Here is a 22,227-nt window from a genome sequence, read left to right on the forward strand (position 1 = left end):
CACCCGACCCCGATCCGACGAGGAGCCGCCCCGGTGACCACCACGCACAGCCCCCCGCCGCTCCGCCACCGCGCCCCGCGCCCGGTGCGCCGCCGCTCCCCCGCGGTGCCGCTCCTGGCCGCCGCGTGCGCGGGCGGTGCCGCCGTGCTCGCCCTGTGGTGGCAGGGCACCGGAGTCGTGTCCGGCGCCGACGGCTGGCTGACAGGGGCGGGCCGGATCATGGGCCTGATGTGCGGCTACATGTGTGCGCTGCTCGTCGCCCTGATGGCGCGTGTCCCGCTTCTGGAGAAGGGGCTCGGCAGCGACAGGACCGCGCGCTGGCACGCCTCGGCCGGCCGCTGGACGATCGGCCTCCTCCTCGGCCACATCACCTTGATCACGCTCGGCTACGCGGCGCAGAGCCGCACCGATCCGGTGTCGGAGCTCGGCACGATCGTCCTCGACTACCCGGAGATGCTGAAGGGCACCGTGGGCGCGGCCGTGCTCGTGCTGGTGGGGTTCGTGTCGGCGCGGGCGGTGCGCCGCCGGATGCGGTACGAGACCTGGTACTACCTGCACGTCCTGACGTATGCCGCGATCTTCCTCGCGTTCGGGCACCAGCTGGCGCTCGGGGCCGACTTCGCGGGCGGTGCGACCGCCCGTACGGCCTGGTACGCCCTCTATCTGGGCGTGGCCGCGCTCGTGCTGTGGTTCCGGGTCCTTGTGCCGGTGCGGCTCAACCTCCGGCACCGGCTGCGGGTCGAGGCCGTCGTGCGGGAGGCGCCCGGGGTGACGTCGGTGTGGGTGAGCGGGCGGCGGTTGGAGAGGCTGGGCGCGGAGCCGGGGCAGTTCTTCCGCTGGCGGTTCCTGGCGCCCGGCATGTGGGGCGCCTCGCACCCGTACTCCCTGTCGGCGGTGCCGCGCGGCGGGTTCCTCCGGATCACCGTGAAGGCGCTCGGCGACCACAGCGCGTCCGTAGCGGGCCTCACGCGGGGCACACGGGTCTGGGCGGAGGGACCGTACGGGGCGCTGACGGCGGGGCTGCGGCGCTCACGCCGGGTGCTGCTGGTCGCGGGCGGCACCGGCATCACGCCGCTGCGCACGCTCTTCGAGACGCTGCCTGCGGCCCCGGGTGACCTCACGCTGCTGTACCGGGCGCGCACCGCCGACGACCTGGCGCTGCGCGGCGAGCTGGAGTCGATAGCGGCCGGCCGCGGCGCCCGTCTCGTGTACGCGCTGAACGGCGCCGACGGGACCCGCGCGGCGATCACTGCGGACGGCCTGCGCCGGATGCTCCCCGACATCGCGGCCCACGACGTGTACCTGTGCGGGCCTCACGGTCTCGCGCTCGCCTCGTACGACGCCGTGCGCGAGGCCGGGGTGCCCGCTTCCCGTGTCCATTACGAGTCCTTCGAGCTGTGAGCCGCGCCATGAGAGCCCATCCGATCCGCCGTACCGTACTGACCTGCGTCGCGACCGTCACCGTCACGACGCTGGCGCTCGCGCTCAAGCCGCACGCGCAGCCCGTCACGGCGTCCGCGCCGGCGCGCACGCCCGACCCGGCCGGTTCGTCGGCCGCGTCGGGCGGTACCTCCGGCACGGGGGCCGGCAAGCGGACCCTCACCGGCGAGACGGTGCAGACGCGTTACGGCCCCGTCCAGGTCGAGATCACCGTCGACGGCTCGAAGATCACCGCCGCCCGTGCCGTCAAGACCCCGTCGGGCGACCGGCGCAGCCAGGACATCGCCTCGTCCTCGGTGCCGACCCTCGTGCAGGAGACCCTGGACGCCCAGAGTGCCCGGATCGACACGGTCTCCGGCGCCACGTTCACCAGTGAGGGCTACATGACGTCGCTGCAGAGCGCGCTGGACCAGGCCCGTGGGTGACACGGCCGGGCTGCACCGGGTGATGCACACCATGGGCACGGTGTTCTCGATCACGGTGCGCGGCGCGGACGTGGGTCCGCGGGCGCTCGACGAGGCGGAGGCGTGGCTGCGTCACGTGGACGCCGTCTTCTCGACGTACCGCGAGGACAGCGCGGTCAGCCGGATCGCCCGGGGCGAGCTCGCGCCCCAGGGCTGTGCGCCCGAGGTCCGCGAGGTGCTGCGGCTGTGCGAGCGGGCGCGGGAGCACACCGGTGGCTGGTTCACGGCGGGGCACTCCGGGGGCTTCGACCCGAGTGGCCTCGTCAAGGGGTGGGCGGTGGAGCGAGCGGCCGAGGCGCTGCTCTCCGCGGGCGCGACCGGCGTCTGCCTGAACGGCGGCGGCGACGTCCAGCTCCACGGCGGCCCGTGGCGCGTGGGCGTCGCGCATCCGCTGTGCCCGGGCCAGGTGGCGGCGGTCGTCGAGTCCCGGCAGGGCACGCTCGCGGTGGCCACGTCGGGTCCCGCGGAGCGCGGCTGCCACATCGTCGACCCGCACACCGGGCAGGCGCCCGTCGGCGGTCTCGCCTCCCTGACCGTCGTCCACGAGGGGCTCACCGACGCGGACACCTGGGCGACCGCCGCGTACGCGATGGGTCCGGGGGCGCGGGCGTGGCTGGAGGCGCAGCCCGGTGTCACGGCTTTCGCGGTGACGGCGGACGGGGAGACCTGGTCGGTGACTCCCTGATGAGGACGGGGAAGATGTGAGGGCCTCATGAAGATGTAGGGACCACATAACGAGACGGGGTTGCGGGCACACCGGGCGGCGGCGTTGCATCGCCCGGTGCAGACCGAACAATTGATCCCCCAGTCGTCGGACACCGGCAACCGCGCGGCGCGCCTGGCCGTCACCGTGTTCCCCGTACTCGTGCTCGCGGCGGGCGGCATCGGGCTCGCCCTGCCGGACGCCTTCGCGAGCTGGAAGACGAACGTCCCGTACCTGCTGGGTGTGGTGATGTTCTGCATGGGACTCACGATGACCCTGCACGACTTCAAGGGCGTCGCCAAGCGGCCCTGGGCCGTCGGCCTCGGGCTCGTCGCGCACTACGTGATCATGCCGGGGCTCGGCTGGCTGATAGCCAACGCCCTCGATCTGCCGCCCCAGTTGGCGGCGGGCGTCATCCTCGTGGGCTGCGCCCCGAGCGGCACGGCCTCCAACGTGGTGACCTACCTGGCGCGCGGCGACGTCGCCCTGTCCGTCTCCGTCGCCACCGTCTCGACCGTGCTCGCCCCGCTCGTCACGCCGCCGCTGACACTGCTGCTCGCGGGCGAGTTCCTGCCGGTGGACGCGGGGTCGATGGTCACGGACATCCTCAAGACCGTGCTGCTGCCGGTCGTCGCGGGGCTCGTCGTGCGCCTGGTCCTCGGCCGGTACGTCGACCGGGTGCTCGGCGCCCTGCCCTGGCTGTCGGCGCTGACGATCGCCGTCATCGTCGCCGTGGTCGTCGCGGGCAGCGCGACGGCGATCAAGTCGGCCGCCGGCCTGGTCCTGCTCGCCGTCGTCCTCCACAACGGCCTCGGCCTCGCGCTCGGTTACGGCGCCGGAAAGCTCGCACGCCTCGGGGCGCCCGCGTCCCGCGCGATGGCGTTCGAGGTCGGCATGCAGAACTCGGGGCTCGCCGCGTCCCTGGCCACGGCCCACTTCAGCCCGCTCGCGGCGCTCCCCGCGGCGGTGTTCTCCGTGTGGCACAACGTGTCGGGCGCCCTGGTCGCGGCCTGGATGTCGTACCGGGCGCGCCGCGCCGAGCAGGCCTGAGAACGCGACAGCGCCCCGGACCACCCGTGAACATCGGGCGGTCCGGGGCGCGAGCCAGAACGATTCAGCGCGCTCGGATCCAGCGCACTCAGTGATCGTTCTGGGCGAGCCGCAGCAGATGGTCGGCGAGCGCCTGCCCGCCGGCCGGGTCGCGGCTGATCAGCATCAAGGTGTCGTCACCCGCGATCGTCCCCAGGATCACCTGGAGTTCCGCCTGGTCGATCGCCGAGGCGAGGAACTGGGCGGCACCGGGCGGGGTGCGCAGGACCACGAGATTCGCCGAGGCCTCCGCGGAGATCAGCAGTTCCCCCGCGAGCCGCCGCATCCGCTCCTCCTTGGCCGAGCCGCCCAGCGGGGCCTGCGGGGTGCGGAAGCCGCCCTCGCTGGGCACCGCGTAGATCAGCTCGCCGCCGGTGTTGCGGATCTTGACCGCGCCCAGCTCGTCCAGGTCCCGGGAGAGCGTCGCCTGCGTGACCGTGAGGCCGTCGTCGGCGAGCAGCTTCGCCAGCTGGCTCTGCGAGCGCACCGGCTGCCGGTTGAGGATGTCCACGATCCGGCGGTGGCGCGCGGTGCGGGTCTGCGGCACGGCGGGTCCCGCGGCGTGCTCGTTGTCCTGCGCCTGACTCATCGTCGTCGTCCCATTCCTCAGGATCGTCCTTCCCCGTCGGCCCCTTCGAGGGCCTTGTCCAGGACGCCTGGCAGCGCCTGGAGGAAGGCGTCCACCTCGTCGTCGTGGAGGTTGAGCGGCGGCATGAGCCGGACGACATCGGGGGCGGGCGCGTTCACCAGGAGGCCGGCATCCTGAGCCGCCTGCTGCACCTGGGGCGCGAGCGGCTCGGTGAGCACGATACCCAGGAGGAGCCCGGCGCCCCTTACATGGCTGACGAGCGGGTGCTTGAGTGACGCGATCGCGTCCCTCAGCCGGGCCTCCGTGCGCTTCACGTTGTCCAGGAGGCCCTCGCCCGCGACGGTGTCGAGCACCGCGAGGCCGGCCGCGCACGCGACGGGGTTCCCGCCGAACGTCGTGCCGTGCTGACCGGGCCTCAGCAGCTCGGCCGCCTCGCCGAACGCAACGGTCGCGCCGATGGGCAGTCCGCCGCCGAGGCCCTTGGCGAGCGTGACGATGTCGGGGTCGATGCCCTCCTCCGCCTGGTACGCGAACCAGTGCCCGGTCCTGCCGATGCCGGTCTGCACCTCGTCGAGGACGAGGAGGGTGCCGGTGGCCCGGGTGATCTCCCTGGCCGCCCTGAGGTAGCCGGCGGGCGGCACGACGACGCCGTTCTCGCCCTGGATCGGCTCGATGATCACCAGCGCGGTCTCTTCCGTGACCGCCGCCCGCAGCGCCTCGGCATCCCCGTACGGGACATGCGTGACGTCGCCGGGCAGCGGCAGGAACGGCTCCTGCTTGCCGGGCTGGCCGGTCAGCGCGAGGGAGCCCATGGTCCGGCCGTGGAAGCCGCCGTGCGTGGCGACCATGTGCGAACGGCCCGTCAGGCGGCCGATCTTGAAGGCGCCCTCGTTGGCCTCGGCGCCCGAGTTGCAGAAGTACACGCGGCCGGACCGGCCGAAGAGCTGGAGGAGCCGCTCGGCGAGCGCGACGGGCGGCTCGGCGACGAAGAGGTTCGAGACATGGCCGAGCGACGCGATCTGCTCGGTGACCGCCTGGACGACCGCGGGGTGCGCGTGGCCGAGGGCGTTGACCGCGATGCCGCCGACGAAGTCGACGTAACTCTTGCCGTCGGCGTCCCACACCTTGGCGCCCGCGCCGCGGACCAGGGGCAGCCGGGGCGTGCCGTAGTTGTCCATGAGCGCGCCCTGCCAGCGCGCGGTCAGCTCCTGGTTGCTCATGACTCCCCCTGCTTGTCGATGGCTTGTACGTCGGTGGTGTGCACGTCGATGGCCTCGGGGGCGTCCGGCACGACCATCGTGCCGATGCCCTCGTCGGTGAAGATCTCCAGCAGGATCGAGTGCGGGACCCGGCCGTCGATGACGCGGGCGGTCGTCACGCCGTTGCGTACGGCGTGCAGGCAGCCCTCCATCTTCGGGACCATGCCGCTGGCCAGCTCGGGAAGGAGCTTCTCCAGCTGCTTGGCGGTGAGCCGGCTGATGACCTCGTCGGAGTTCGGCCAGTCCTCGTAGAGGCCTTCGACGTCGGTCAGGACCATCAGGGTCTCGGCGTCCAGCGCCGCAGCGAGCGCCGCAGCCGCCGTATCGGCATTGACGTTGTAGACATGTCCGTCGTCCTGGGAGCGGGCGATCGAGGAGACGACGGGGATACGGCCGTCGGCGAGCAGGGCCTCGATGGCACCGGTGTCGATCGCGGTGATCTCGCCGACCCGGCCGATGTCGACGAGTTCCCCGTCGATCTCGGGCTGGTGCTTGGTGGCGGTGATCGTGTGCGCGTCCTCGCCGGTGAGGCCGATGGCGAGCGGGCCGTGCTCGTTGAGGAGCCCGACGAGCTCGCGCTGCACCTGGCCGGCCAGGACCATCCGCACGACGTCCATCGCGTCCTCGGTGGTGACCCGCAGGCCCGCCTTGAACTCACTGACGATGCCGTGCCGGTCGAGGGCCTTGCTGATCTGCGGTCCGCCGCCGTGCACGACGACGGGCCTGAGGCCCGCGTGGTGCAGGAAGACGACGTCCTGGGCGAAGGCGGCCTTGAGGTCCTCGTCGATCATGGCGTTGCCGCCGAACTTGATGACGACGGTCTTGCCCTGGTGCCGGGTGAGCCAGGGCAGCGCCTCGATGAGGATCTGTGCCTTGGGCAGCGCGGTGTGCTTCCGCGTCGTGCTCATGAGCTGTACGCGCTGTTCTCGTGGACGTAGTCCGCGGTCAGGTCGTTGGTCCAGATCGTCGCGGTCTCGGAGCCGGCCGCCAGGTCGGCGGTGATGACGACCTCCCGGTAGCGCATGTCGACGAGCTCGCGGTCCTCGCCGACGCCGCCGTTCTTGCAGACCCAGACGCCGTTGATGGCGACGTTCAGCCGGTCGGGCTCGAAGGCGGCGGACGTCGTGCCGATCGCGGACAGCACCCGGCCCCAGTTGGGGTCCTCGCCGTGGATCGCGCACTTGAGGAGGTTGTTACGGGCGATGGAACGGCCCACCTCGACGGCGTCGTCCTCGGTCGCGGCGTTGACGACGTCGACCTTGATGTCCTTGCTGGCGCCCTCGGCGTCGCCGATGAGCTGACGCCCGAGGTCGTCGCAGACCGTGCGGACGGCTTCGGCGAACTCGGCGTATTCGGGGGCGACTTCGGCGGCGCCGGAGGCCAGGAGCAGCACGGTGTCGTTCGTCGACATGCAGCCGTCGGAGTCGACGCGGTCGAAGGTGACCTTCGTGGCGTCCCGCAGGGCCTTGTCCAGGACGTCGGCCTCGAGGTCGGCGTCCGTGGTCAGGACGACGAGCATGGTGGCGAGGCCGGGGGCGAGCATGCCCGCGCCCTTGGCCATGCCGCCGACCGTCCAGCCGTCGCCCTCGAACACCGCGGTCTTGTGCACGGAGTCGGTGGTCTTGATGGCGACGGCGGCCTTCTCACCGCCGTGCGGGCTGAGCTGGGCGGCCGCCGTGTCGACGCCGGGCAGGAGCTTGTCCATGGGGAGGAGTTCGCCGATGAGGCCGGTCGAGGCGACGGCGACCTCGCCCGCGTTCAGGCCGAGCACCTCCGCGACCTTCTCCGCCGTGGCGTGCGTGTCCTGGAATCCCTTGGGACCCGTACAGGCGTTGGCGCCACCGGAGTTGAGGACGACGGCGGACACGAGCCCGCCCTTGAGGACCTGCTCCGACCAGAGCACCGGCGCGGCCTTCACGCGGTTGGAGGTGAAGACGCCCGCGGCGGCCAGGCGGGGCCCGTTGTTGACCACGAGGGCCAGGTCCGGGTTGCCGTTCTGCTTGATCCCGGCGGCGATGCCCGCGGCCGTGAATCCCTTAGCTGCCGTGACGCTCACGGTGCCACTCCGATCGTGGAAAGTCCTGTGGTCTCGTCGAGACCGAGGGCGATGTTCATGCTCTGGAGGGCGCCGCCCGCGGTGCCCTTGGTGAGGTTGTCGATGGCGCTGATCACGATGATCCGGCCGGCCGCCGAGTCGTACGCGACCTGCACCTGCACGGCGTTCGAGCCGTACACGGACGAGGTCGCGGGCCACTGGCCCTGCGGGAGCAGGTGCACGAACGGCTCGTCGGCGAAGGCCTTCTCGTAGACGGCCCGTACGCTCTCGGCGCTCACGCCCGGCTTCGCCTTGGCGCTGCACGTGGCGAGGATGCCGCGCGGCATCGGGGCCAGCGTCGGCGTGAAGGAGACGGAGACCGGCACACCGGCGACGGCGCCCAGGTTCTGGATCATCTCGGGGGTGTGCCGGTGCCCGCCGCCCACGCCGTACGGGGACATGGAGCCCATGACCTCGGAACCGAGCAGGTTCGCCTTGGGCGCCTTGCCCGCACCGGACGTCCCGGACGCGGCGACGACCACGGCCTCCGGCTCGGCGAGCCCGGCCTCGTACGCGGGGAAGAGCGCGAGGGAGACGGCGGTCGGGTAGCAGCCGGGCACCGCGATGCGCTTGGTGCCCTCCAGGGCGGCGCGCGCGCCGGGCAGCTCGGGGAGCCCGTAGGGCCAGGTCCCGGCGTGCGCGCTGCCGTAGAACTTCTCCCAGTCGCCCTCGTCCTTCAGCCGGAAGTCGGCGCCCATGTCCACGACGAGCGTGTCCTCGCCGAGCTGCTCGGCGACGGCGGCGGACTGCCCGTGCGGCAGCGCGAGGAAGACCACGTGGTGCCCGGACAGCACCTCGGCGGTCGTCGGCTCCAGAACGCGGTCGGCCAGCGGCACCAGGTGCGGCTGGAGCGCACCGAGGGGCTGCCCCACGTTCGAGTTGCCGGTCAGGGCGCCGATCTCCACATTGGGATGAGCGAGCAGCAGACGCAGCAGCTCTCCGCCCGCGTATCCGCTTGCCCCTGCCACTGCTACGCGTACCGCCATGGAACCCTCCTCTTGGATGGCATGACTATACGCACTGATGCACGTTTATGCAATGCGAGTGATCGCCGCGGACGCGTGCCGTCAGTCGGCGACGAGCCTGTCCCCACCCCGCCACCCCTGGCGAACCCCGTCGCCGGGCGGGGTCCCGGCAGGCGGCAAAATGGGGCGCACGGGCAACGAGATGGGTGGGGCGAGATGAGTGAGGCCTGGCCGGTTCCCGACGTGCTGGCCCATCTGGCGGGCCGGTGGCACGTCGAGCGGACGGTGCGGGACCTCGCCGGCGACGCGGTCGGCACCTTCTCCGGGACCACCGACTTCACGTACGAGGACGGCGGCGGGCTGCTGCACCACGAGGCGGGCACCTTCGTGTGGCACGGCACCGCCCGGCCCGCCGAGCGCACCCTGCGTTTCCTGCCCGGCGACACCCCGGGCACGGCCGTCGTGCGGTTCTCCGACGGCCGCTTCTTCCACGATCTGGACCTGCGCACCGGCCGCCACACGGCGGACCACCCCTGCGCAGCGGACCTCTACCGCGGCGAGTTCGAGGTGACGGGACCGGACGACTGGCGGATGGAGTGGCGGGTCAAGGGCCCCGCGAAGGACCTGGTGCTCACCACCGCGTACACGCGTGCAGCGGCCTGACTGCCTGACTCAGGCCGCGGCGTCGAGCCGTACGCTCCAGCGGCCTGCGCTCCCCGTGAGGACGGCGGTCGACAGGGGGCGGACGTCGATGTTCCAGTACGTCGACGGGGGCGCCTTGAGCGCGTAGACGAGGGCCGCCCGTACGACGGCCGGCTCGGCCACCGCCACGACGGTCGCGCCGTCGTCGTTCGGCCGCGTGTCGAGCCAGCCGCCGACCCGGGATATGAACGCGAGCAGCGACTCCCCGCCGTGCGGCGCCGAGCGCGGGTCGCGCAGCCAGGCGTCGACGGCGCCCGGCTCGACGGCCGTCACCTCGGCGAGCGTGCGCCCGCGCCAGCGGCCCATGTCGCAGTCACGCAGGGCGAGCTGGGACAGGGGCGCGAGGCCCAGCGCCTCGGCGGTGCCGCGGCTGCGGGCGGTGGGCGCGCAGTAGCGCAGCTCCGCCGCGGCGAGCGGCACCAGCGCGGGCGAGGCCAGCTCCACCTCGTGCCGGCCGGTGTGGTCGAGGGGCCGGTCGTCGTCGAAGCGCTCGGCGAGCAGCGAGGCGCTGCGCGCGGCGGCGAGAAGCGTCACGCGAACGGGCATGCGGTGATCGTGGGGTGCGCCACGGCTGCGGTCAAGGGTCCCCGGGGCGTATGCCAGCCGCATGCGCCCCGCCGCGCGCTCAGCGCAGGGTGAGCGCCATCCAGATCTCCGGCTCGGCGAGCGCCGCGAAGCCGACTTTTTCGTACACCCCGTGCGCGTCCCGCGTGGCGAGCATGATGCGGCGCAGGCCGAGCGGCTCCAGGTGGTCGCGGACGGCGGCGACGAGCGCGGTGCCCACGTTCTTGCCGCGGGCGGTCCGGTCCACGTAGACGTCGCAGAGCCAGGCGAAGGTGGCGTGGTCGGTCACGACACGGGCGTACGCGACCTGCTCGCCGGAAGCGCAGTCGTACACCCCGAAGTTCAGCGATCCCGCGATCGCCCGGTCCTGGTGTTCCCGGGCGCGGTCCATGGCCCAGTAGGCGTCCGTGGAGAGCCAGCGGTGCACGCGGTCGGCGTCGATGCGGGCGGTGTCGGCCGAGATCTCGTAGCCGTCGGGGAGTGCGGGGGCTGTGGCGTGGGTGTCGGTCATGACGCGAGATTCGCAGGCGGAGCCGGTGTCCGTCGAACCGGTTTCGGGCGCCGGTCGTCGCTCACTCGAGTACCTCGTCGCACGCGGCCCGCAGCCGGCGGACGCCCTCCGTGATCTCCGCGGGCCCGGCGACCGCCGCGAAGCTCAGCCGGATGTGCGGGGCCGGGGGCTCGGCGGAGAAGTAGGGGCGCCCGGGCGCGACGGCGACGCCCGCACGCAGTGCTCCCGCGACGAGCGCCGCCTCGTCCGTGCCGTCGGGCAGCCGCGGCCACAGCAGATAGCCGCCCAACGGCACGTGCCCCACGGTGAGTTCGGGCAGGGTGGTGCGCAGAGCCGCCGTCATCGTGTCGCGGCGCACCTTCAAGTGGGCGGCCACGGTACGCAGGTGGCGCGGCCAGGCCGGTGAGCCGACCAGTTCGAGGGCGGCCTCCTGGAGCGGGCGCGGCACGAAGAAGTGGTCGACGACCTGAATCGCGCGCAGCCGTTCGAGGACGGGGCCGCGCGCGGCGAGGCAGCCGATGCGGAAGCTCGGAGAGGTCGCCTTGGTCAGGGAACAGACATGGACGACCACCCCGTCGTGGTCGTCGGTGGCCAGCGGCCTGGGCAGCGGTCCCGCGTCCTCGTGGACGAGGCGGCGCACGAAGTCGTCCTCGACGATGAACGCCCCGGCCTCGCGCGCGATCCGCAGCACCTCGGGGCGCCGCTGCGCGGACAGGACCGCGCCGGTCGGGTTCTGGAACAGCGGCTGGCACACGAACACACGCGCGCCCGTCGCCCGGAACGCCTCGGCGAGCAGCTCCGGACGCACCCCGTCCGTGTCGACCGGCACCGGCACGGGCCGCAGCCCCGCCGCACGCGCGATGGCCAGCATGCCCGGATACGTGGGTGATTCGACGAGGACGGGGGCGCCGGGCGGGGCGAGGGCGCGCAGCGCGGTGGCCAGGGCGGACTGGCCGCCGGACGCGATCAGCACCTCGGCGGCGGTGATGGCGCCGCCGATGCCGCGGGCGAACCACTCGCGGAGCTCGGGTATGCCGTCGACCGGGGGCCGCCCCCACGCCCCGGGGCGGCGGCCCGCGCGGGCGAGAGCTGCGGCCATGGCGCGTTCCGGCTGGAGCGAGGGGTGCAGATAGCCGCCGTTGAACTCGACGACTCCCGGTGGCGGGGCGGAGAGCGTGACCAGGACTCCGGAGGCGTCCACGGCCCGCGGCACCAGCTCGGTCGCGGAGTCGGCGCTCAGCGCGAGCGCCTGCCACGAGGTGTCACCGGCCGGCTGTGCCGCGGCGCGGGGCTCCGCGCGGAACGCACCGGCTCCCGGACGCGTCACGACGAGCCCCTCCGCGGCGAGCTGCGCGAGCGCGCGCGACACGGTCACCGGGCTCACCCGGAACCGCTCGACGAGGGCCCGACTGGACGGCAGCTTTCCACCTGGAGAGTAGCGATCCAGCTCCCCTCGCAGCCGTTCCGCCAGCACACCCACACTGCTACGCTCATGCATGAGTACAGAGAATAGCGCTACCGCCGTCACAGGGATAGCAGTTGACGTCAGCGCGGCCCCCGCACCGGGCCCCTCACCACGTCCTGCCCCCACCCCTCTCACGCCGAAGGCGACCCGTGGCGGGACCGTCCTCGCCGCGCTCGGCGTCACCGCCTTCTCGCTCACCTTTCCCGCCACCGCCTGGGGGCTCGAAGGTTTCGGGCCCTGGAGCCTCGTCACCGTGCGGAGCGTCCTCGCCGCCGTGATCGCCGGCTCCTGCCTGCTCGCGCTGCGCGTCCCTGTACCGCAGCGCCGGCACTGGGCCTCTCTCGCCGTCGTCGGCGCGGGCGTCGTGCTCGGGTTCCCGCTGCTCACGACGCTCGCCCTGGAGACGGCCACCACCGCGCACTCCGCCGTCGTCGTCGGCCTGCTGCCCCTGACGACCGCGCTGCTCTCGGCGCTGCGCACCGGCGCGCGGCCCTCGCGCGGCTTCTGGATCGCGGCCTGCGCGGGCGCCGCCGCGGTGATCGCGTTCACCGTGCAGCAGAGCGGCGGCACGCTCACCACCGCCGACCTGTACCTCTTCGGCGCGCTCCTCATCTGCGCCGCCGGCTACACGGAGGGCGGCCGCCTGGCCCGCGTCATGCCGGGCTGGCAGGTCATCGCCTGGGCGCTCGTGATGTGTCTGCCGCTCGCCGTGGCGGGCGCCGTCGTCGCGCTGAGCCACGAGCCGCTGCACCTGACGGGGCACGCCGTCGCGGGGCTGCTCTGGGTGGCCGTGGGCTCACAGTTCCTTGGCCTGGTCCTCTGGTACCGCGGTATGGCGGTGATCGGCATTCCCAAGGCGAGCCAGCTCCAGCTGGCCCAGCCGCTGCTCACCCTGGTCTGGTCGGTGTTCCTGCTCGGCGAGCACCTCTCCCCCGCCGCGCCCCTGACCGCGGCGGCCGTTCTCGTGTGCATCGCGGTAACCCAACGCTCACGCGGCTGAGGGTCTCCAACCCCGGGACCCGGTCCTACTCTTGAGATACGGGCCGACGACGGACGAGGAGGTCACTCACGATGCGTGCCACCAAGGGCGACCATCTGCGAGTGCACGGCAGGACCGTGGGCGAGCACGACCGGGTCGCGGAAATCGTCGAAATCATGGGCCACGACGGCGAGCCGCCGTTCAGGGTCCGCTTCCAGGACGGCCACGAGGCGGTGATGTCACCGGGTCCCGACTCCGTCGTGCAGCACGAGGAGCCGGCCCCCTAGTCGTCCGGACGAAAGGCCCTAGTAGTGGTCCTCGACCACCTGGGCCATGGCACCGATCCGGTCGGCGCGCACCTCCATCGCCGAGAAGAACACATGACCGCTCACCTGCGGGTAGCGCTCGGCGAAGGTGAGGTGGCGGGAGAGTTCGGCCGGATCCTGCCACTCGGCGGGCTGCGCCGGATCGCCCGCCTTGTAGAGCGCCTCGCCCGCGTAGAGGCGCACCCCCGTCCCGCGTGCGACGTCCGACCACCAGGGCACGAGCTTCGCGTAGTCCGCGGCGGCGAAGCCGATGTTCCAGTAGAGCTGCGGGCAGATGTAGTCGATCCAGCGCTCGCGCACCCACTTACGGGTGTCGGCGTGCAGGTCGTCGTACGTCTGCACCCCGGCCCGCGTGTCCGAGCCGAGCGGGTCGGTCGCCGCGTTGCGCCACACGCCGAAGGGGCTGATCCCGAACTGGGTGCGCGGTCTGATCCGCTTCACACTCGCGGCCGTCTCCCGCACGAGCCGGTCGGTGTTGCCGCGCCGCCATGAGGCCCGGTCCGGGAAGCTTCCGCCGTGCGCCGCGTAGGCCGCGTCGTCGTCGAAGACCTGGCCCGCGACCGGATACGGGTAGAAGTAGTCGTCCCAGTGCACGGCGTCGATGTCATAGCGGCGGACGGCGTCGAGCATCGCGTCCTGGACGAACGTGCGCACCTCGGGCAGGCCCGGGTTGTAGTAGAGCTTCCCGCCGTAGGCGACGGCCCAGTCGGGGTGCCGGCGGGCCGGGTGCGTGGGCACGAGACGGGAGAGGTCCGTGTGGTTCGCGATGCGGTAGGGGTTGAACCAGGCGTGCAGTTCGAGCCCGCGCCGGTGCGCCTCCGCGACGGCCGTGCCGAGCGGGTCCCAGCCCGGATCCTCGCCCTGCACTCCGGTGAGGACGCCCGACCAGGGCTCGTACGGGGACGGCCAGAGCGCGTCGGCCGTCGGCCGCACCTGGAAGACCACGGCGTTCAGGTGCCGAGCCACCGCCGTGTCGATGTGCGCGATGAGCTCCGTACGCTGCTGGGCGGCGCTCAGGCCCGGCTTCGAGGGCCAGTCGCGGTTGGCCACCGTCGCCAGCCACATGCCCCGCATGTCGCGGGCCACCGGAGCGTGGCCTGACCCGGCGGCGGCCGCGTCCCCGGCGGCGAGCCCGGTCAGCGCGGCCGCCGCCGCGACCGCGAAGCCCCTGCGTGACAATTGCCTCATCCGCCCACCCCCTGGCCAACAACCCCGGCCTCTCCGGGCCGCACTGAGGACAGCATGCCCGACCCGGCCCGCCGTGTACGGGAGGTTCCGAGTAACGTGCAGGGCCGAGGCAGGCGCCGGAATCCGGGAGTCCTGCCGGCCGGAGAACAGCGAAAGGCACGAGGTGACCGACCCTATGGGGGACATCCAGCGCGTCGGAGTGGTGGGCTGCGGCCAGATGGGAGCGGGGATCGCGGAGGTCTGCGCCCGCGCCGGTCTGGACGTCATGGTGGCGGAGACCACCGGTGAGGCCCTGGAGATCGGCCGTACACGGCTGCACAACTCCCTCTCCAAGGCGGCCGAGCGCGGCAAGATCAGTGCGGAGGAGCTGGCGGGGACCCAGGCCCGCCTGAGCTTCACCACCGACCTCGGGGAGTTCTCCGACCGGGACCTCGTCATCGAGGCCGTCGTCGAGAACGAGCAGGTCAAGACCGAGATCTTCCAGGTGCTCGACCAGGTCGTCACCCGGCAGGACGCCATCCTGGCGTCCAACACCTCCTCGATCCCGCTGGTCAGGCTGGCCGTGGCGACCTCGCGCCCCGACCACGTCATCGGTATCCACTTCTTCAACCCGGCGCCCGTGCAGAAGCTCGTCGAGCTGATCCCGGCCCTCACCACCTCCGAGGGCACGATCAGCCGCGCCCAGGCCCTGGTCGAGAAGGTCCTCGGCAAGCACGCGATCCGCGCCCAGGACCGCTCCGGGTTCGTGGTCAACGCGCTGCTGATCCCGTACCTGCTCTCCGCGATCCGGATGTTCGAGTCGGGCATCGCCAGCCGCGAGGACATCGACAACGGCATGGAGCTCGGCTGCGCCCACCCCATGGGCCCGCTCAAGCTCGCCGACCTCATCGGCCTCGACACGGTCGCCTCGGTCGCCGACTCGATGTACGCGGAGTTCAAGGAGCCCCTGTACGCCGCTCCCCCGCTGCTCCAGCGGATGGTCGACGCGGGCCGTCTCGGCCGCAAGACGGGCTCGGGCTTCTACCAGTACTCGTGATCGCGCCAGTACTCGTGATCGCGCGCGGTTCGATGCCGCGCTGACTCTGCGTAGTCGAAAGTTCGGGCCCGGCGCTCTTCGGAGCGCCGGGCCCGAACCATTCGCACACCGTGTGCGCACCGGGCCCGCATATGCCCGTCGCACACTCTCCCGCCGTGCCCACCAGGCGAGTTGACTTTCCGTGCGTAGGACAACGGATCTGTCCACTACGGAAAGGAGCCGACCCGTGACCGCCGACCCCGAGCGTCCCGTGGTCCCGGAAGAACTCGCGGAGTTACGCCGCAGCCTCGATGTGGGTCTCGCCCGCGTCGACGGCAGGCTGGCGTTGCTCACCCAGCGCGATGAACAGAGCGTCAAGGATCAGGACGATCTGAGCACTCGGGTCGCCGCGCTCGAGCACACCCGATGGCCACTGCAGGCCGTCGCCGCGATCACCGCGGCCGGCGCCCTCGGCCTTACCGTCTGGCAGGCGTTCGGACACTAGCGCCGCAGGCCAGGGGCGTCCTGCCCCAACCTGAGGTGGTGCAGCATCAGCAGTGCGGCCGCCATGTTGGCGGCCGGGACCTCGCCGCGGGCGACCATGTCGGGGACGAGCTTGAGAGGGACCCACTCCCGGCGGTCCGACTCGAAGTCGTCCTCGGGATCGCCGACGTACGAACCCTCCTCGGCCCAGTAGACGTGGTGCCTGGCGTCCTCGAGACCGTTGGACGGCTCCACGCTCATCAGATGGCGTAAGGGTCCCGGCCGCCAGCCGGTCTCCTCCTCCAGTTCCCTGGCGGCCGCGGCGGCGATGTCCTCGCCGTCCTCGACCACTCCCGCCGGGAGCTCCCAGCCCCAGCTGTCGGTGATGAAGCGGTGCCGCCACAGGAGCAGCACCTCGTTGGCCTGATTGACCACGGTGGCCACGGCGACCGGCCGCAGCCGTATGACGAAGTGGTCGAGGTGCCGGCCGTCCGGGAGCTCGACATCCGCGAGATTGACCCGGAACCAGCGGTTTTCATAGACAGTTTGTTCGTTCTGTTTCGTCCACTGCACGGTTCTGCCACCTTCCGCCGAGTTAGATGGCAATATCGCAGCAGCGGAGCGTGAGAGAGCCGTGCAGGTCGGGCTCAGAGCGGTACGCGCAGTGCCCCGTCGATGAGTTCGGCCGCCTCTGCGGTGCCGGCGCAGCCGTTGCGCACCAGGTGTTCACGTACCGCCCGGAGTCTGTCGCGCAGCCGCTGCGACTCCATTCCCCGTGCCTGCTCCGCCATCTCCACGGCGATCGCGACGGCCTTCTCGGCGTTGCCCTGTCTCAGCTCGATCTGGCTGAGCATGGCGAGGCGGTGCACCCGCCCCCGGTCGTGGGCGGGGTTGTGCACGGCCGCCGCCGCGTGCTCGCACGCCGAGGTGAGGTCGCCGAGGCTCAACAGGGCCTCCGCCACCTGCACGTTGACGAGTCCGGGCTGGACATAGCCCGTCTCGTCCGGTTCGTGGCCCCGCCGGATGCGGTCGGCGGCCGACTCGGCACGCCGGATGCAGGACAGGGCACTGGTGCCGTCGCCGAGGTGCGCGTACGCCTTGGCCTGCATCGCGTACAGATCCGAGGCGAGCGCGGGCGTGATGTGCCGTCCCGCGGCCCGCAGCGCGGCCTCGGCGAAGGCCACCGACTGCCGGTACTGCCGCATGTGGAGCGACTGGTTGACCAGGAGGGCGATGACATAGGCGCCGAGCCCGCGGTCACCGCTCGCCTTAGCCAGGCGCAGCGCCTGGTGGAAGTAGCGCTGGGCGAGGCCGTGCGCGTCGGAGTCGTAGGCGCAGATGCCCGCGATCGCGACCAGGCCGCCGGTGGCGCGGTGCAGGTGGCGGCCCGTCTCGTCGGTGTAGCTGCCGCGCAGCAGGGGCGCCGCCTCCGTGTTGAGGAAGCCGACGATGCGGGTGCGCGTCGCGATGCCGCCGGCCTTGCGGTACATCTGCTCGTAGTGCGTGCGGGCCGAGCGCATCATCTCCAGGTCTGCGGCGCTGACCCGGTGACGTCCGCCGCGTGACACATCGGTGTCCTCGGGCGGGTTCTCCCACTCCCATACGGGCATCACGGCCGGGGTCCCGGTGACGGCGGGGGCGCCCAGTATGTGGGGTCGCTGCTGTTCGTCCGAGCGCCACAGGGCGGTGGCCCGCTCGACGAATCCGGACAGGCTCTGGCCGTGCGGGGTGGCCGGTTCGCCGGGCACGCCCAGGCCTATGTCGTCGAGGGTGACAGGGCGGTGCAGGCGGGCGGCGAGGACCTCGCAGATGAGGTCGGACACCTGGCCGCGTGGCCGCTGGCCCTTCAACCACCGTGCGACGGCGGTGTGTTCGTAGCGCAGGGCGAGTCCTCTGGCACGGCCCGCCTGGTTCACGTGTGCGGCGAGGCCGGCATGGGAGATCCCGGCCTCGTCGAGGATCGCGTCGAGCAAGGTGTTGGGCTGCATGGAGGCCCTCCGGTGGCTCGGTGCCGTCAGCGTAGTGGAGCGGGCTTCACACGGGGTGTGAACGGAGTGCCCGAATCCGGCTGTTGCGCACTCTTTTGTGGCGTGATGCAACTCGATTGACTGAACTGCCTCGTAAGAGGCCGGCCGGGCCGCCGGCTCCCCCTCGTACAGTGCGGCGGCCCGTTTCGCGCCGTCCGACCGGCTGCCTGCCCGACAACTCCGTGGCCGGGCGGACGGCGCGCCCCGGGGCGGCGGGAGCCCTGGGGTCAGGTCACACGGTGGCACCGCTCACTTGGCAGCGCTGTGGACGCGCGGCTGCCCGTGCTGCAAGGGAACTGTCCTGCGGTCGTTGCGCAGGACGAGGAGCGCGGCGTCGTCGGCCGTGGGCAGCGCCAGATCGAGCGCGCGGCGTACGCGAAGGGAGCGGGAGCGGGTGAGCCGGGATGATCTGAAGGAGATGCGGGGTGGTCGGGAGGGCGTCCTCGGATGGTTACGGATCATGCCGACGGCCTCCCTGAGGCCCTGTTCAGCGCGGTCGGCCCTGCGGCCGCAATGATTCTGTCGACCGCCTGCCCGGAGAAAACCAGATCGCCACCACGTGCCACCCGAACGAGTGAGGAGTCTTACGGGAGGGTGCATTTATGCCCCCCGAAAGGGGCGCGGGGAACTGCGCGACAAGCCACGGAAGACCCGCAGCCGATGACGCGCAGCTCCCCGCCACGAACGGTGGAACCGCTACACCCTGCGGAGCCTAGGCTCCGCGCAACACAGCCCCCGTACGCTCAGCGGCCAGCGAAACCGCCGCGTCGCGGGCCGCGGAGGCCTCGTCGACGGTCAGCGTGCGGTCGCCGGCACGGAAGCGCAGCGCGTAGGCGAGGGACTTGCGGCCCTCACCGAGCTGCTCGCCCGTGAACACGTCGAACAGGCGGAGGGACTCGAGGAGTTCACCCGCCCCCTCGCGCAGCGCCTGCTCCACGTCTGCGGCCGGCACGGAGGCGTCGACGACGAGCGCGACGTCCTGCGTGGCCACGGGGAACGTGGAGATCCGCGGCGCCTGGAGCGCGCCGGTGCCGGCCCGCTCGATGCGGTCGAGGTCGACCTCCATGGCGCAGCTGCGCTCAGGGAGGTGCAGCGCCTTGATGACGCGCGGGTGCAGCTCACCGGCGTGGCCGACGAGAATCTCCGCGCCGTCCACCACGGCGAACAGCGCGGCGCACCGGCCGGGGTGCCAGGGCGCGTGCTGGTCGCCGCGCACGATCAGCTCGACACCGGCCTCGCGGGCGATGGTGCGGGCCGCCTCGACGGCGTCCGCCCAGTCGGCCGGGCGGCCGTTGCCCCACCAGCCGGCCTGCTCGCGGGCGCCCGTGAGGACGACCGCGGCGTGGCGGGGCTGACGCGGCAGCGCGGCGTCCAGTTCCGCGATCTCCTCGTCGGTGGGACGCCGGTCGATCGGCAGCCGTACGGCCTGCGACTCGTCACCGGTCGGCCGGAAGACCAGACCGGTCTCGAACAGCGCCAGGTCGTGCGAGCCACGGCCGTCGTTGCGGCGCAGCGCCTCCAGGAGGCCCGGCAGCAGCGTCGTACGGAGCGCGGGCTCCTCGTCGGAGAGCGGGTTGACCAGCTTGACCATGGTGCGGCGCGGGTCGTCCTGCTCGATGCCGAGCTTGCCGAGCGTCTCGTCGCTGATGAACGGGTAGTTCAGCGCCTCGACGTAACCGGCACCGGCCAGGGCGCGGCCGGCGCGGCGGTGCAGGCGCTGGCGCTCGGTGAGGCCGCGGCCCGCCGGGAGCCTCGGCAGCGTCGAGGGCAGGTTCTCGTAGCCCTCGAGCCGGATGACCTCTTCGGCCAGGTCGTTCGGCTCCCTCAGGTCGGTACGCCACGACGGCACGGTGACCGTCAGGTGGTCCTGGCCGTAGACGTCGCAGCCGACCTGCTGGAGGCGGCGCACGACGGTCTCGCGGCCGTACGTGACACCCGCGACCTGGTCGGGGTGGTCCGCCGGCAGCGTGATGGTGTGCGGCGCGGAGGGCGCGATGACCTCGGTGACGCCCGGGTCGGCGGTGCCGCCCGCGAGGAGCACGAGCAGGTCCACGGTGCGCTGGGCCGCGGCGGACGCGGCTTCCGGGTCGACGCCGCGCTCGAAGCGCTTGGACGCCTCGGAGGACAGCTTGTGGCGGCGCGCGGTGCGGGCGATCGAGACGGGGTCGAAGTGCGCGGCCTCGATGACGACGTCGGTGGTCCCGGCGTCGGTGTCGTGGTCGGCGATCTCGGTGTTGGCGCCGCCCATGACGCCCGCGAGACCGATGGGGCCGCGGTCGTCAGTGATCACCAGGTCCTCAGCGTCGAGCACGCGCTTGGCACCGTCGAGGGTGACGAACTTCTCGCCCTGCTCGGCCCGGCGCACGCCGATCGTGCCCTGGACGAGGGAGCGGTCGTAGGCGTGCAGGGGCTGCCCGAGCTCCAGCATCACGTAGTTGGTGATGTCGACGGCGAGCGAGATCGGGCGCATGCCCGCCTTCTGCAGCCGGCGCTGGAGCCAGATCGGGGAGCGTGCCTCGGGGCTGAGACCGGTGACCGTGCGCGCGGTGAAGCGGTCGCAGCCGGCCGGCTCGGAGATCTGGACCGGGTAGCCGTTCGCGTTCGGCGCGGGCACGTCGAGGAGCGCCGGGTCGCGCAGCGGCAGGCCGTACGCGATGGCGGCCTCGCGGGCGACGCCGCGCAGGGACAGGCAGTCGCCGCGGTTGGCGGTGACGGCGATGTCGAGGACCTCGTCGACGAGCTGGAGGAGCTCGATCGCGTCGGTGCCGACCTCGTGCTGGGGCGGCAGGACGATGATGCCGCCGGATCCGTCGTCGCCCATGCCCAGCTCGTCGCCGGAGCAGATCATGCCGTGCGAGGTCCGGCCGTACGTCTTGCGCGCGGCGATCGCGAAGTCGCCGGGCAGCACGGCGCCCGGCAGGACCACGACGACCTTGTCGCCGACGGCGAAGTTACGGGCGCCGCAGACGATCTCCTGCGGCTCGCCGGTGCCATTGGCCCGGCCGACGTCGACGGTGCAGAAGCGGATGGGCTTCTTGAAGCCCTCCAGCTCCTCGATGGTCAGGACCTGACCGACGACGAGGGGGCCCTTGAGGCCGGCGCCGAGCTGCTCGACGGTCTCGACCTCGAGGCCGGTGGCGACGAGCTTCTCCTGCAGGTCACGGCCGGTCTCGGTGGCGGGGAGATCGACGTACTCCCGCAGCCAGGAAAGCGGGATACGCATCAGATCTCCATCCCGAACGGCCGGGTGAACCGGACGTCAGCCTCGACCATGTCTCGCATGTCTTCCACGTTGTGGCGGAACATCAGCATCCGCTCGATGCCGAACCCGAAGGCGAATCCGCTGTACTTCTCGGGGTCGATGCCCGCCGCGGTCAGCACCTTGGGGTTGACCATGCCGCAGCCGCCGAGCTCGATCCAGCCCTCGGAGGAACAGGTGCGGCACGGGCGGTCCGGGTTGCCGACGGACTCGCCGCGGCACACGTAGCAGACCATGTCCATCTCGGCGGACGGCTCGGTGAACGGGAAGAAGTTCGGGCGCAGCCGGGTCTTCATGCCCTCGCCGAAGAGCGCCTGGACCATGTGGTCGAGGGTGCCCTTGAGGTCCGACATCGTCAGGCCCTCGTCGACGGCGAGCAGCTCGACCTGCATGAACACCGGGGTGTGCGTGGCGTCCAGCTCGTCGGAGCGGTAGACGCGGCCCGGGCAGATCACGTAGACCGGCGGCTCGCGGTCGAGCATGGACCGGATCTGCACGGGGGACGTGTGGGTGCGCAGGACGACGTTCGACTCCGTCTCGCGGCCCTTGGGGCCCTCGACGAAGAACGTGTCCTGCATCCCGCGCGCGGGATGGTCGGGGCCGATGTTCAGGGCGTCGAAGTTGAACCACTCCGCCTCGACCTCGGGGCCCTCGGCGACCTCGTAGCCCATGGCCACGAAGACGTCCTCGATGCGCTCCGAGAGCGTGGTCAGGGGGTGGCGGGCGCCGGCCGGGGTCCGGTCGTAGGGCAGCGTGACGTCCACGGCCTCCTCGACCAGGACGCGCGCGTCGCGCTCGGCCTCCAGCTCCGTCTGGCGGGCGGCGAGCGCCTTGCTGACGGCGCCGCGGGCCATGCCGACGCGCTTGCCGGCCTCGGCCTTCGCGTGCGGGGGCAGGGCGCCGATCTCGCGGTTGGCGAGCGACAGGGGCGAGGTGCCGCCGGCGTGGGCGACCTTGGCCTCCTGGAGCGCGTCGAGGGAGTCCGCGGCCGCGAAGGCGGCGAGCGCCTCGTCCCGCATGCGCTCGATCTCTTCCGGTTTCAAGGCCTCGACCTCAACAGGGTCGTACGACTTATTCGGTGCCGACATCTCTTCCCGTGCTTCC

General features: G+C 72.2%; 23 protein-coding genes. 9 read left to right on the plus strand and 14 right to left on the minus strand.

From position 1 onward, the window contains the following. Window positions 1–33: 33 nt before the first annotated feature. The 4 genes from ACY0PA_RS09975 (at window position 34) to ACY0PA_RS09990 (ending at window position 3,657) form a co-directional block, all read left to right on the plus strand. A complete protein-coding gene (locus tag ACY0PA_RS09975) occupies window positions 34–1,401 on the plus strand; it encodes a ferredoxin reductase family protein (protein WP_473084296.1) in 1,368 nt (455 codons plus the stop codon). 8 nt (window positions 1,402–1,409) lie between these two features. Further along, a complete protein-coding gene (locus ACY0PA_RS09980) occupies window positions 1,410–1,865 on the plus strand; it encodes an FMN-binding protein (protein ID WP_473084297.1) in 456 nt (151 codons plus the stop codon). Between the two features lie 31 nt (window positions 1,866–1,896). Next, complete coding sequence (locus tag ACY0PA_RS09985; RefSeq protein WP_473086280.1) at window positions 1,897–2,589, plus strand: FAD:protein FMN transferase; 693 nt, start codon at window positions 1,897–1,899, stop codon at window positions 2,587–2,589. 96 nt (window positions 2,590–2,685) lie between these two features. Further along, window positions 2,686–3,657 carry a bile acid:sodium symporter family protein gene (locus tag ACY0PA_RS09990; RefSeq protein ID WP_473084298.1) on the plus strand — a complete coding sequence of 324 codons (972 nt, stop codon included), beginning with the start codon at window positions 2,686–2,688 and terminating at the stop codon, window positions 3,655–3,657. 88 nt (window positions 3,658–3,745) lie between these two features. Here ACY0PA_RS09990 and ACY0PA_RS09995 read toward each other — a convergent pair whose 3' ends face one another. From ACY0PA_RS09995 to argC, 5 genes are read right to left on the minus strand one after another with little or no spacing between them, the layout of a single operon-like run. Further along, window positions 3,746–4,285, minus strand: coding sequence for an arginine repressor (locus ACY0PA_RS09995; protein WP_100597053.1), 540 nt, complete (start codon window positions 4,283–4,285; stop codon window positions 3,746–3,748). 17 nt (window positions 4,286–4,302) lie between these two features. After that, window positions 4,303–5,505, minus strand: a complete 1,203-nt coding sequence (locus ACY0PA_RS10000) for an acetylornithine transaminase (RefSeq protein WP_473084299.1) — start codon at window positions 5,503–5,505, stop codon at window positions 4,303–4,305. After that, the gene (gene argB / locus ACY0PA_RS10005) at window positions 5,502–6,452 is read right to left on the minus strand and encodes an acetylglutamate kinase (protein WP_473084300.1); all 951 of its coding nucleotides are present in this window, start codon (window positions 6,450–6,452) and stop codon (window positions 5,502–5,504) included. Before argB ends, ACY0PA_RS10000 begins: the two co-directional genes overlap by 4 nt. Further along, window positions 6,449–7,600 carry a bifunctional glutamate N-acetyltransferase/amino-acid acetyltransferase ArgJ gene (gene argJ, locus ACY0PA_RS10010; protein WP_473084301.1) on the minus strand — a complete coding sequence of 384 codons (1,152 nt, stop codon included), beginning with the start codon at window positions 7,598–7,600 and terminating at the stop codon, window positions 6,449–6,451. Before argJ ends, argB begins: the two co-directional genes overlap by 4 nt. Further along, entirely contained in the window at window positions 7,597–8,625 is a 1,029-nt protein-coding gene (argC, locus tag ACY0PA_RS10015) for an N-acetyl-gamma-glutamyl-phosphate reductase (protein WP_473084302.1), read from the minus strand. Before argC ends, argJ begins: the two co-directional genes overlap by 4 nt. Before the next feature lie 195 nt (window positions 8,626–8,820). Between argC and ACY0PA_RS10020 the strand changes: the two genes are divergently transcribed. Further along, window positions 8,821–9,267 carry a DUF6314 family protein gene (locus ACY0PA_RS10020; RefSeq protein WP_473084303.1) on the plus strand — a complete coding sequence of 149 codons (447 nt, stop codon included), beginning with the start codon at window positions 8,821–8,823 and terminating at the stop codon, window positions 9,265–9,267. A gap of 9 nt (window positions 9,268–9,276) precedes the next feature. Here ACY0PA_RS10020 and ACY0PA_RS10025 read toward each other — a convergent pair whose 3' ends face one another. The 3 genes from ACY0PA_RS10025 to ACY0PA_RS10035 form a co-directional block, all read right to left on the minus strand. Then, a complete protein-coding gene (locus ACY0PA_RS10025; protein ID WP_383092953.1) occupies window positions 9,277–9,852 on the minus strand; it encodes a histidine phosphatase family protein in 576 nt (191 codons plus the stop codon). Between the two features lie 79 nt (window positions 9,853–9,931). After that, entirely contained in the window at window positions 9,932–10,381 is a 450-nt protein-coding gene (locus tag ACY0PA_RS10030; RefSeq protein WP_473084304.1) for a GNAT family N-acetyltransferase, read from the minus strand. 61 nt (window positions 10,382–10,442) lie between these two features. Then, the gene (locus tag ACY0PA_RS10035; protein ID WP_473084305.1) at window positions 10,443–11,879 is read right to left on the minus strand and encodes an aminotransferase-like domain-containing protein; all 1,437 of its coding nucleotides are present in this window, start codon (window positions 11,877–11,879) and stop codon (window positions 10,443–10,445) included. Between ACY0PA_RS10035 and ACY0PA_RS10040 the strand changes: the two genes are divergently transcribed. Together ACY0PA_RS10040 and ACY0PA_RS10045 are read left to right on the plus strand one after the other, a co-directional pair. Continuing rightward, complete coding sequence (locus ACY0PA_RS10040; RefSeq protein WP_473084306.1) at window positions 11,878–12,846, plus strand: DMT family transporter; 969 nt, start codon at window positions 11,878–11,880, stop codon at window positions 12,844–12,846. The two genes, ACY0PA_RS10035 and ACY0PA_RS10040, sit on opposite strands and share 2 nt — an antisense overlap. Window positions 12,847–12,917: 71 nt before the next feature. Further along, window positions 12,918–13,112 carry a DUF1918 domain-containing protein gene (locus ACY0PA_RS10045; RefSeq protein WP_100597064.1) on the plus strand — a complete coding sequence of 65 codons (195 nt, stop codon included), beginning with the start codon at window positions 12,918–12,920 and terminating at the stop codon, window positions 13,110–13,112. Between the two features lie 18 nt (window positions 13,113–13,130). Here the strand turns inward: ACY0PA_RS10045 and ACY0PA_RS10050 are convergent, their stop codons facing one another. Continuing rightward, window positions 13,131–14,339 (minus strand): glycoside hydrolase family 10-like protein, encoded by a 1,209-nt coding sequence (locus tag ACY0PA_RS10050; RefSeq protein WP_473084307.1) that lies wholly within the window; start codon window positions 14,337–14,339, stop codon window positions 13,131–13,133. Window positions 14,340–14,514: 175 nt separating this feature from the next. Between ACY0PA_RS10050 and ACY0PA_RS10055 the strand changes: the two genes are divergently transcribed. After that, window positions 14,515–15,375, plus strand: a complete 861-nt coding sequence (locus ACY0PA_RS10055; RefSeq protein ID WP_473084308.1) for a 3-hydroxybutyryl-CoA dehydrogenase — start codon at window positions 14,515–14,517, stop codon at window positions 15,373–15,375. 226 nt (window positions 15,376–15,601) lie between these two features. Next, the gene (locus tag ACY0PA_RS10060; protein WP_473084309.1) at window positions 15,602–15,859 is read left to right on the plus strand and encodes a hypothetical protein; all 258 of its coding nucleotides are present in this window, start codon (window positions 15,602–15,604) and stop codon (window positions 15,857–15,859) included. Here the strand turns inward: ACY0PA_RS10060 and ACY0PA_RS10065 are convergent. The 5 genes from ACY0PA_RS10065 to pheS form a co-directional block, all read right to left on the minus strand. Beyond that, on the minus strand, window positions 15,856–16,410 hold the full coding sequence (locus ACY0PA_RS10065; RefSeq protein WP_473084310.1) for an NUDIX domain-containing protein: 555 nt from the start codon (window positions 16,408–16,410) through the stop codon (window positions 15,856–15,858). The two genes, ACY0PA_RS10060 and ACY0PA_RS10065, sit on opposite strands and share 4 nt — an antisense overlap. Window positions 16,411–16,484: 74 nt before the next feature. Next, a complete protein-coding gene (locus ACY0PA_RS10070; RefSeq protein WP_473084311.1) occupies window positions 16,485–17,825 on the minus strand; it encodes a transcriptional regulator in 1,341 nt (446 codons plus the stop codon). Between the two features lie 288 nt (window positions 17,826–18,113). Further along, a complete protein-coding gene (locus tag ACY0PA_RS10075; protein WP_473084312.1) occupies window positions 18,114–18,326 on the minus strand; it encodes a hypothetical protein in 213 nt (70 codons plus the stop codon). Between the two features lie 250 nt (window positions 18,327–18,576). Then, window positions 18,577–21,087, minus strand: coding sequence for a phenylalanine--tRNA ligase subunit beta (gene pheT, locus ACY0PA_RS10080; RefSeq protein WP_473084313.1), 2,511 nt, complete (start codon window positions 21,085–21,087; stop codon window positions 18,577–18,579). Further along, complete coding sequence (gene pheS, locus ACY0PA_RS10085; RefSeq protein WP_473084314.1) at window positions 21,087–22,211, minus strand: phenylalanine--tRNA ligase subunit alpha; 1,125 nt, start codon at window positions 22,209–22,211, stop codon at window positions 21,087–21,089. Before pheS ends, pheT begins: the two co-directional genes overlap by 1 nt. Window positions 22,212–22,227 lie beyond the last annotated feature (16 nt).

Source organism: Streptomyces sp. DS1-CR2 (genome assembly GCF_055760475.1).

Bases quoted from the DNA above. Each gene is read 5' to 3' on its own strand.
- ACY0PA_RS09980 (WP_473084297.1), top strand. From the start codon at position 1,410: ATGAGAGCCCATCCGATCCGCCGTACCGTACTGACCTGCGTCGCGACC.
- ACY0PA_RS09985 (WP_473086280.1), top strand. From the start codon at position 1,897: ATGGGCACGGTGTTCTCGATCACGGTGCGCGGCGCGGACGTGGGTCCG.
- ACY0PA_RS09995 (WP_100597053.1), bottom strand. From the start codon at position 4,285: ATGAGTCAGGCGCAGGACAACGAGCACGCCGCGGGACCCGCCGTGCCG.
- ACY0PA_RS10000 (WP_473084299.1), bottom strand. From the start codon at position 5,505: ATGAGCAACCAGGAGCTGACCGCGCGCTGGCAGGGCGCGCTCATGGAC.
- argB (WP_473084300.1), bottom strand. From the start codon at position 6,452: ATGAGCACGACGCGGAAGCACACCGCGCTGCCCAAGGCACAGATCCTC.
- argC (WP_473084302.1), bottom strand. From the start codon at position 8,625: ATGGCGGTACGCGTAGCAGTGGCAGGGGCAAGCGGATACGCGGGCGGA.
- ACY0PA_RS10020 (WP_473084303.1), top strand. From the start codon at position 8,821: ATGAGTGAGGCCTGGCCGGTTCCCGACGTGCTGGCCCATCTGGCGGGC.
- ACY0PA_RS10025 (WP_383092953.1), bottom strand. From the start codon at position 9,852: ATGCCCGTTCGCGTGACGCTTCTCGCCGCCGCGCGCAGCGCCTCGCTG.
- ACY0PA_RS10030 (WP_473084304.1), bottom strand. From the start codon at position 10,381: ATGACCGACACCCACGCCACAGCCCCCGCACTCCCCGACGGCTACGAG.
- ACY0PA_RS10040 (WP_473084306.1), top strand. From the start codon at position 11,878: ATGAGTACAGAGAATAGCGCTACCGCCGTCACAGGGATAGCAGTTGAC.
- ACY0PA_RS10035 (WP_473084305.1), bottom strand. From the start codon at position 11,879: ATGCATGAGCGTAGCAGTGTGGGTGTGCTGGCGGAACGGCTGCGAGGG.
- ACY0PA_RS10045 (WP_100597064.1), top strand. From the start codon at position 12,918: ATGCGTGCCACCAAGGGCGACCATCTGCGAGTGCACGGCAGGACCGTG.
- ACY0PA_RS10050 (WP_473084307.1), bottom strand. From the start codon at position 14,339: ATGAGGCAATTGTCACGCAGGGGCTTCGCGGTCGCGGCGGCGGCCGCG.
- ACY0PA_RS10055 (WP_473084308.1), top strand. From the start codon at position 14,515: ATGGGGGACATCCAGCGCGTCGGAGTGGTGGGCTGCGGCCAGATGGGA.
- ACY0PA_RS10070 (WP_473084311.1), bottom strand. From the start codon at position 17,825: ATGCAGCCCAACACCTTGCTCGACGCGATCCTCGACGAGGCCGGGATC.
- ACY0PA_RS10075 (WP_473084312.1), bottom strand. From the start codon at position 18,326: ATGATCCGTAACCATCCGAGGACGCCCTCCCGACCACCCCGCATCTCC.
- pheT (WP_473084313.1), bottom strand. From the start codon at position 21,087: ATGCGTATCCCGCTTTCCTGGCTGCGGGAGTACGTCGATCTCCCCGCC.
- pheS (WP_473084314.1), bottom strand. From the start codon at position 22,211: ATGTCGGCACCGAATAAGTCGTACGACCCTGTTGAGGTCGAGGCCTTG.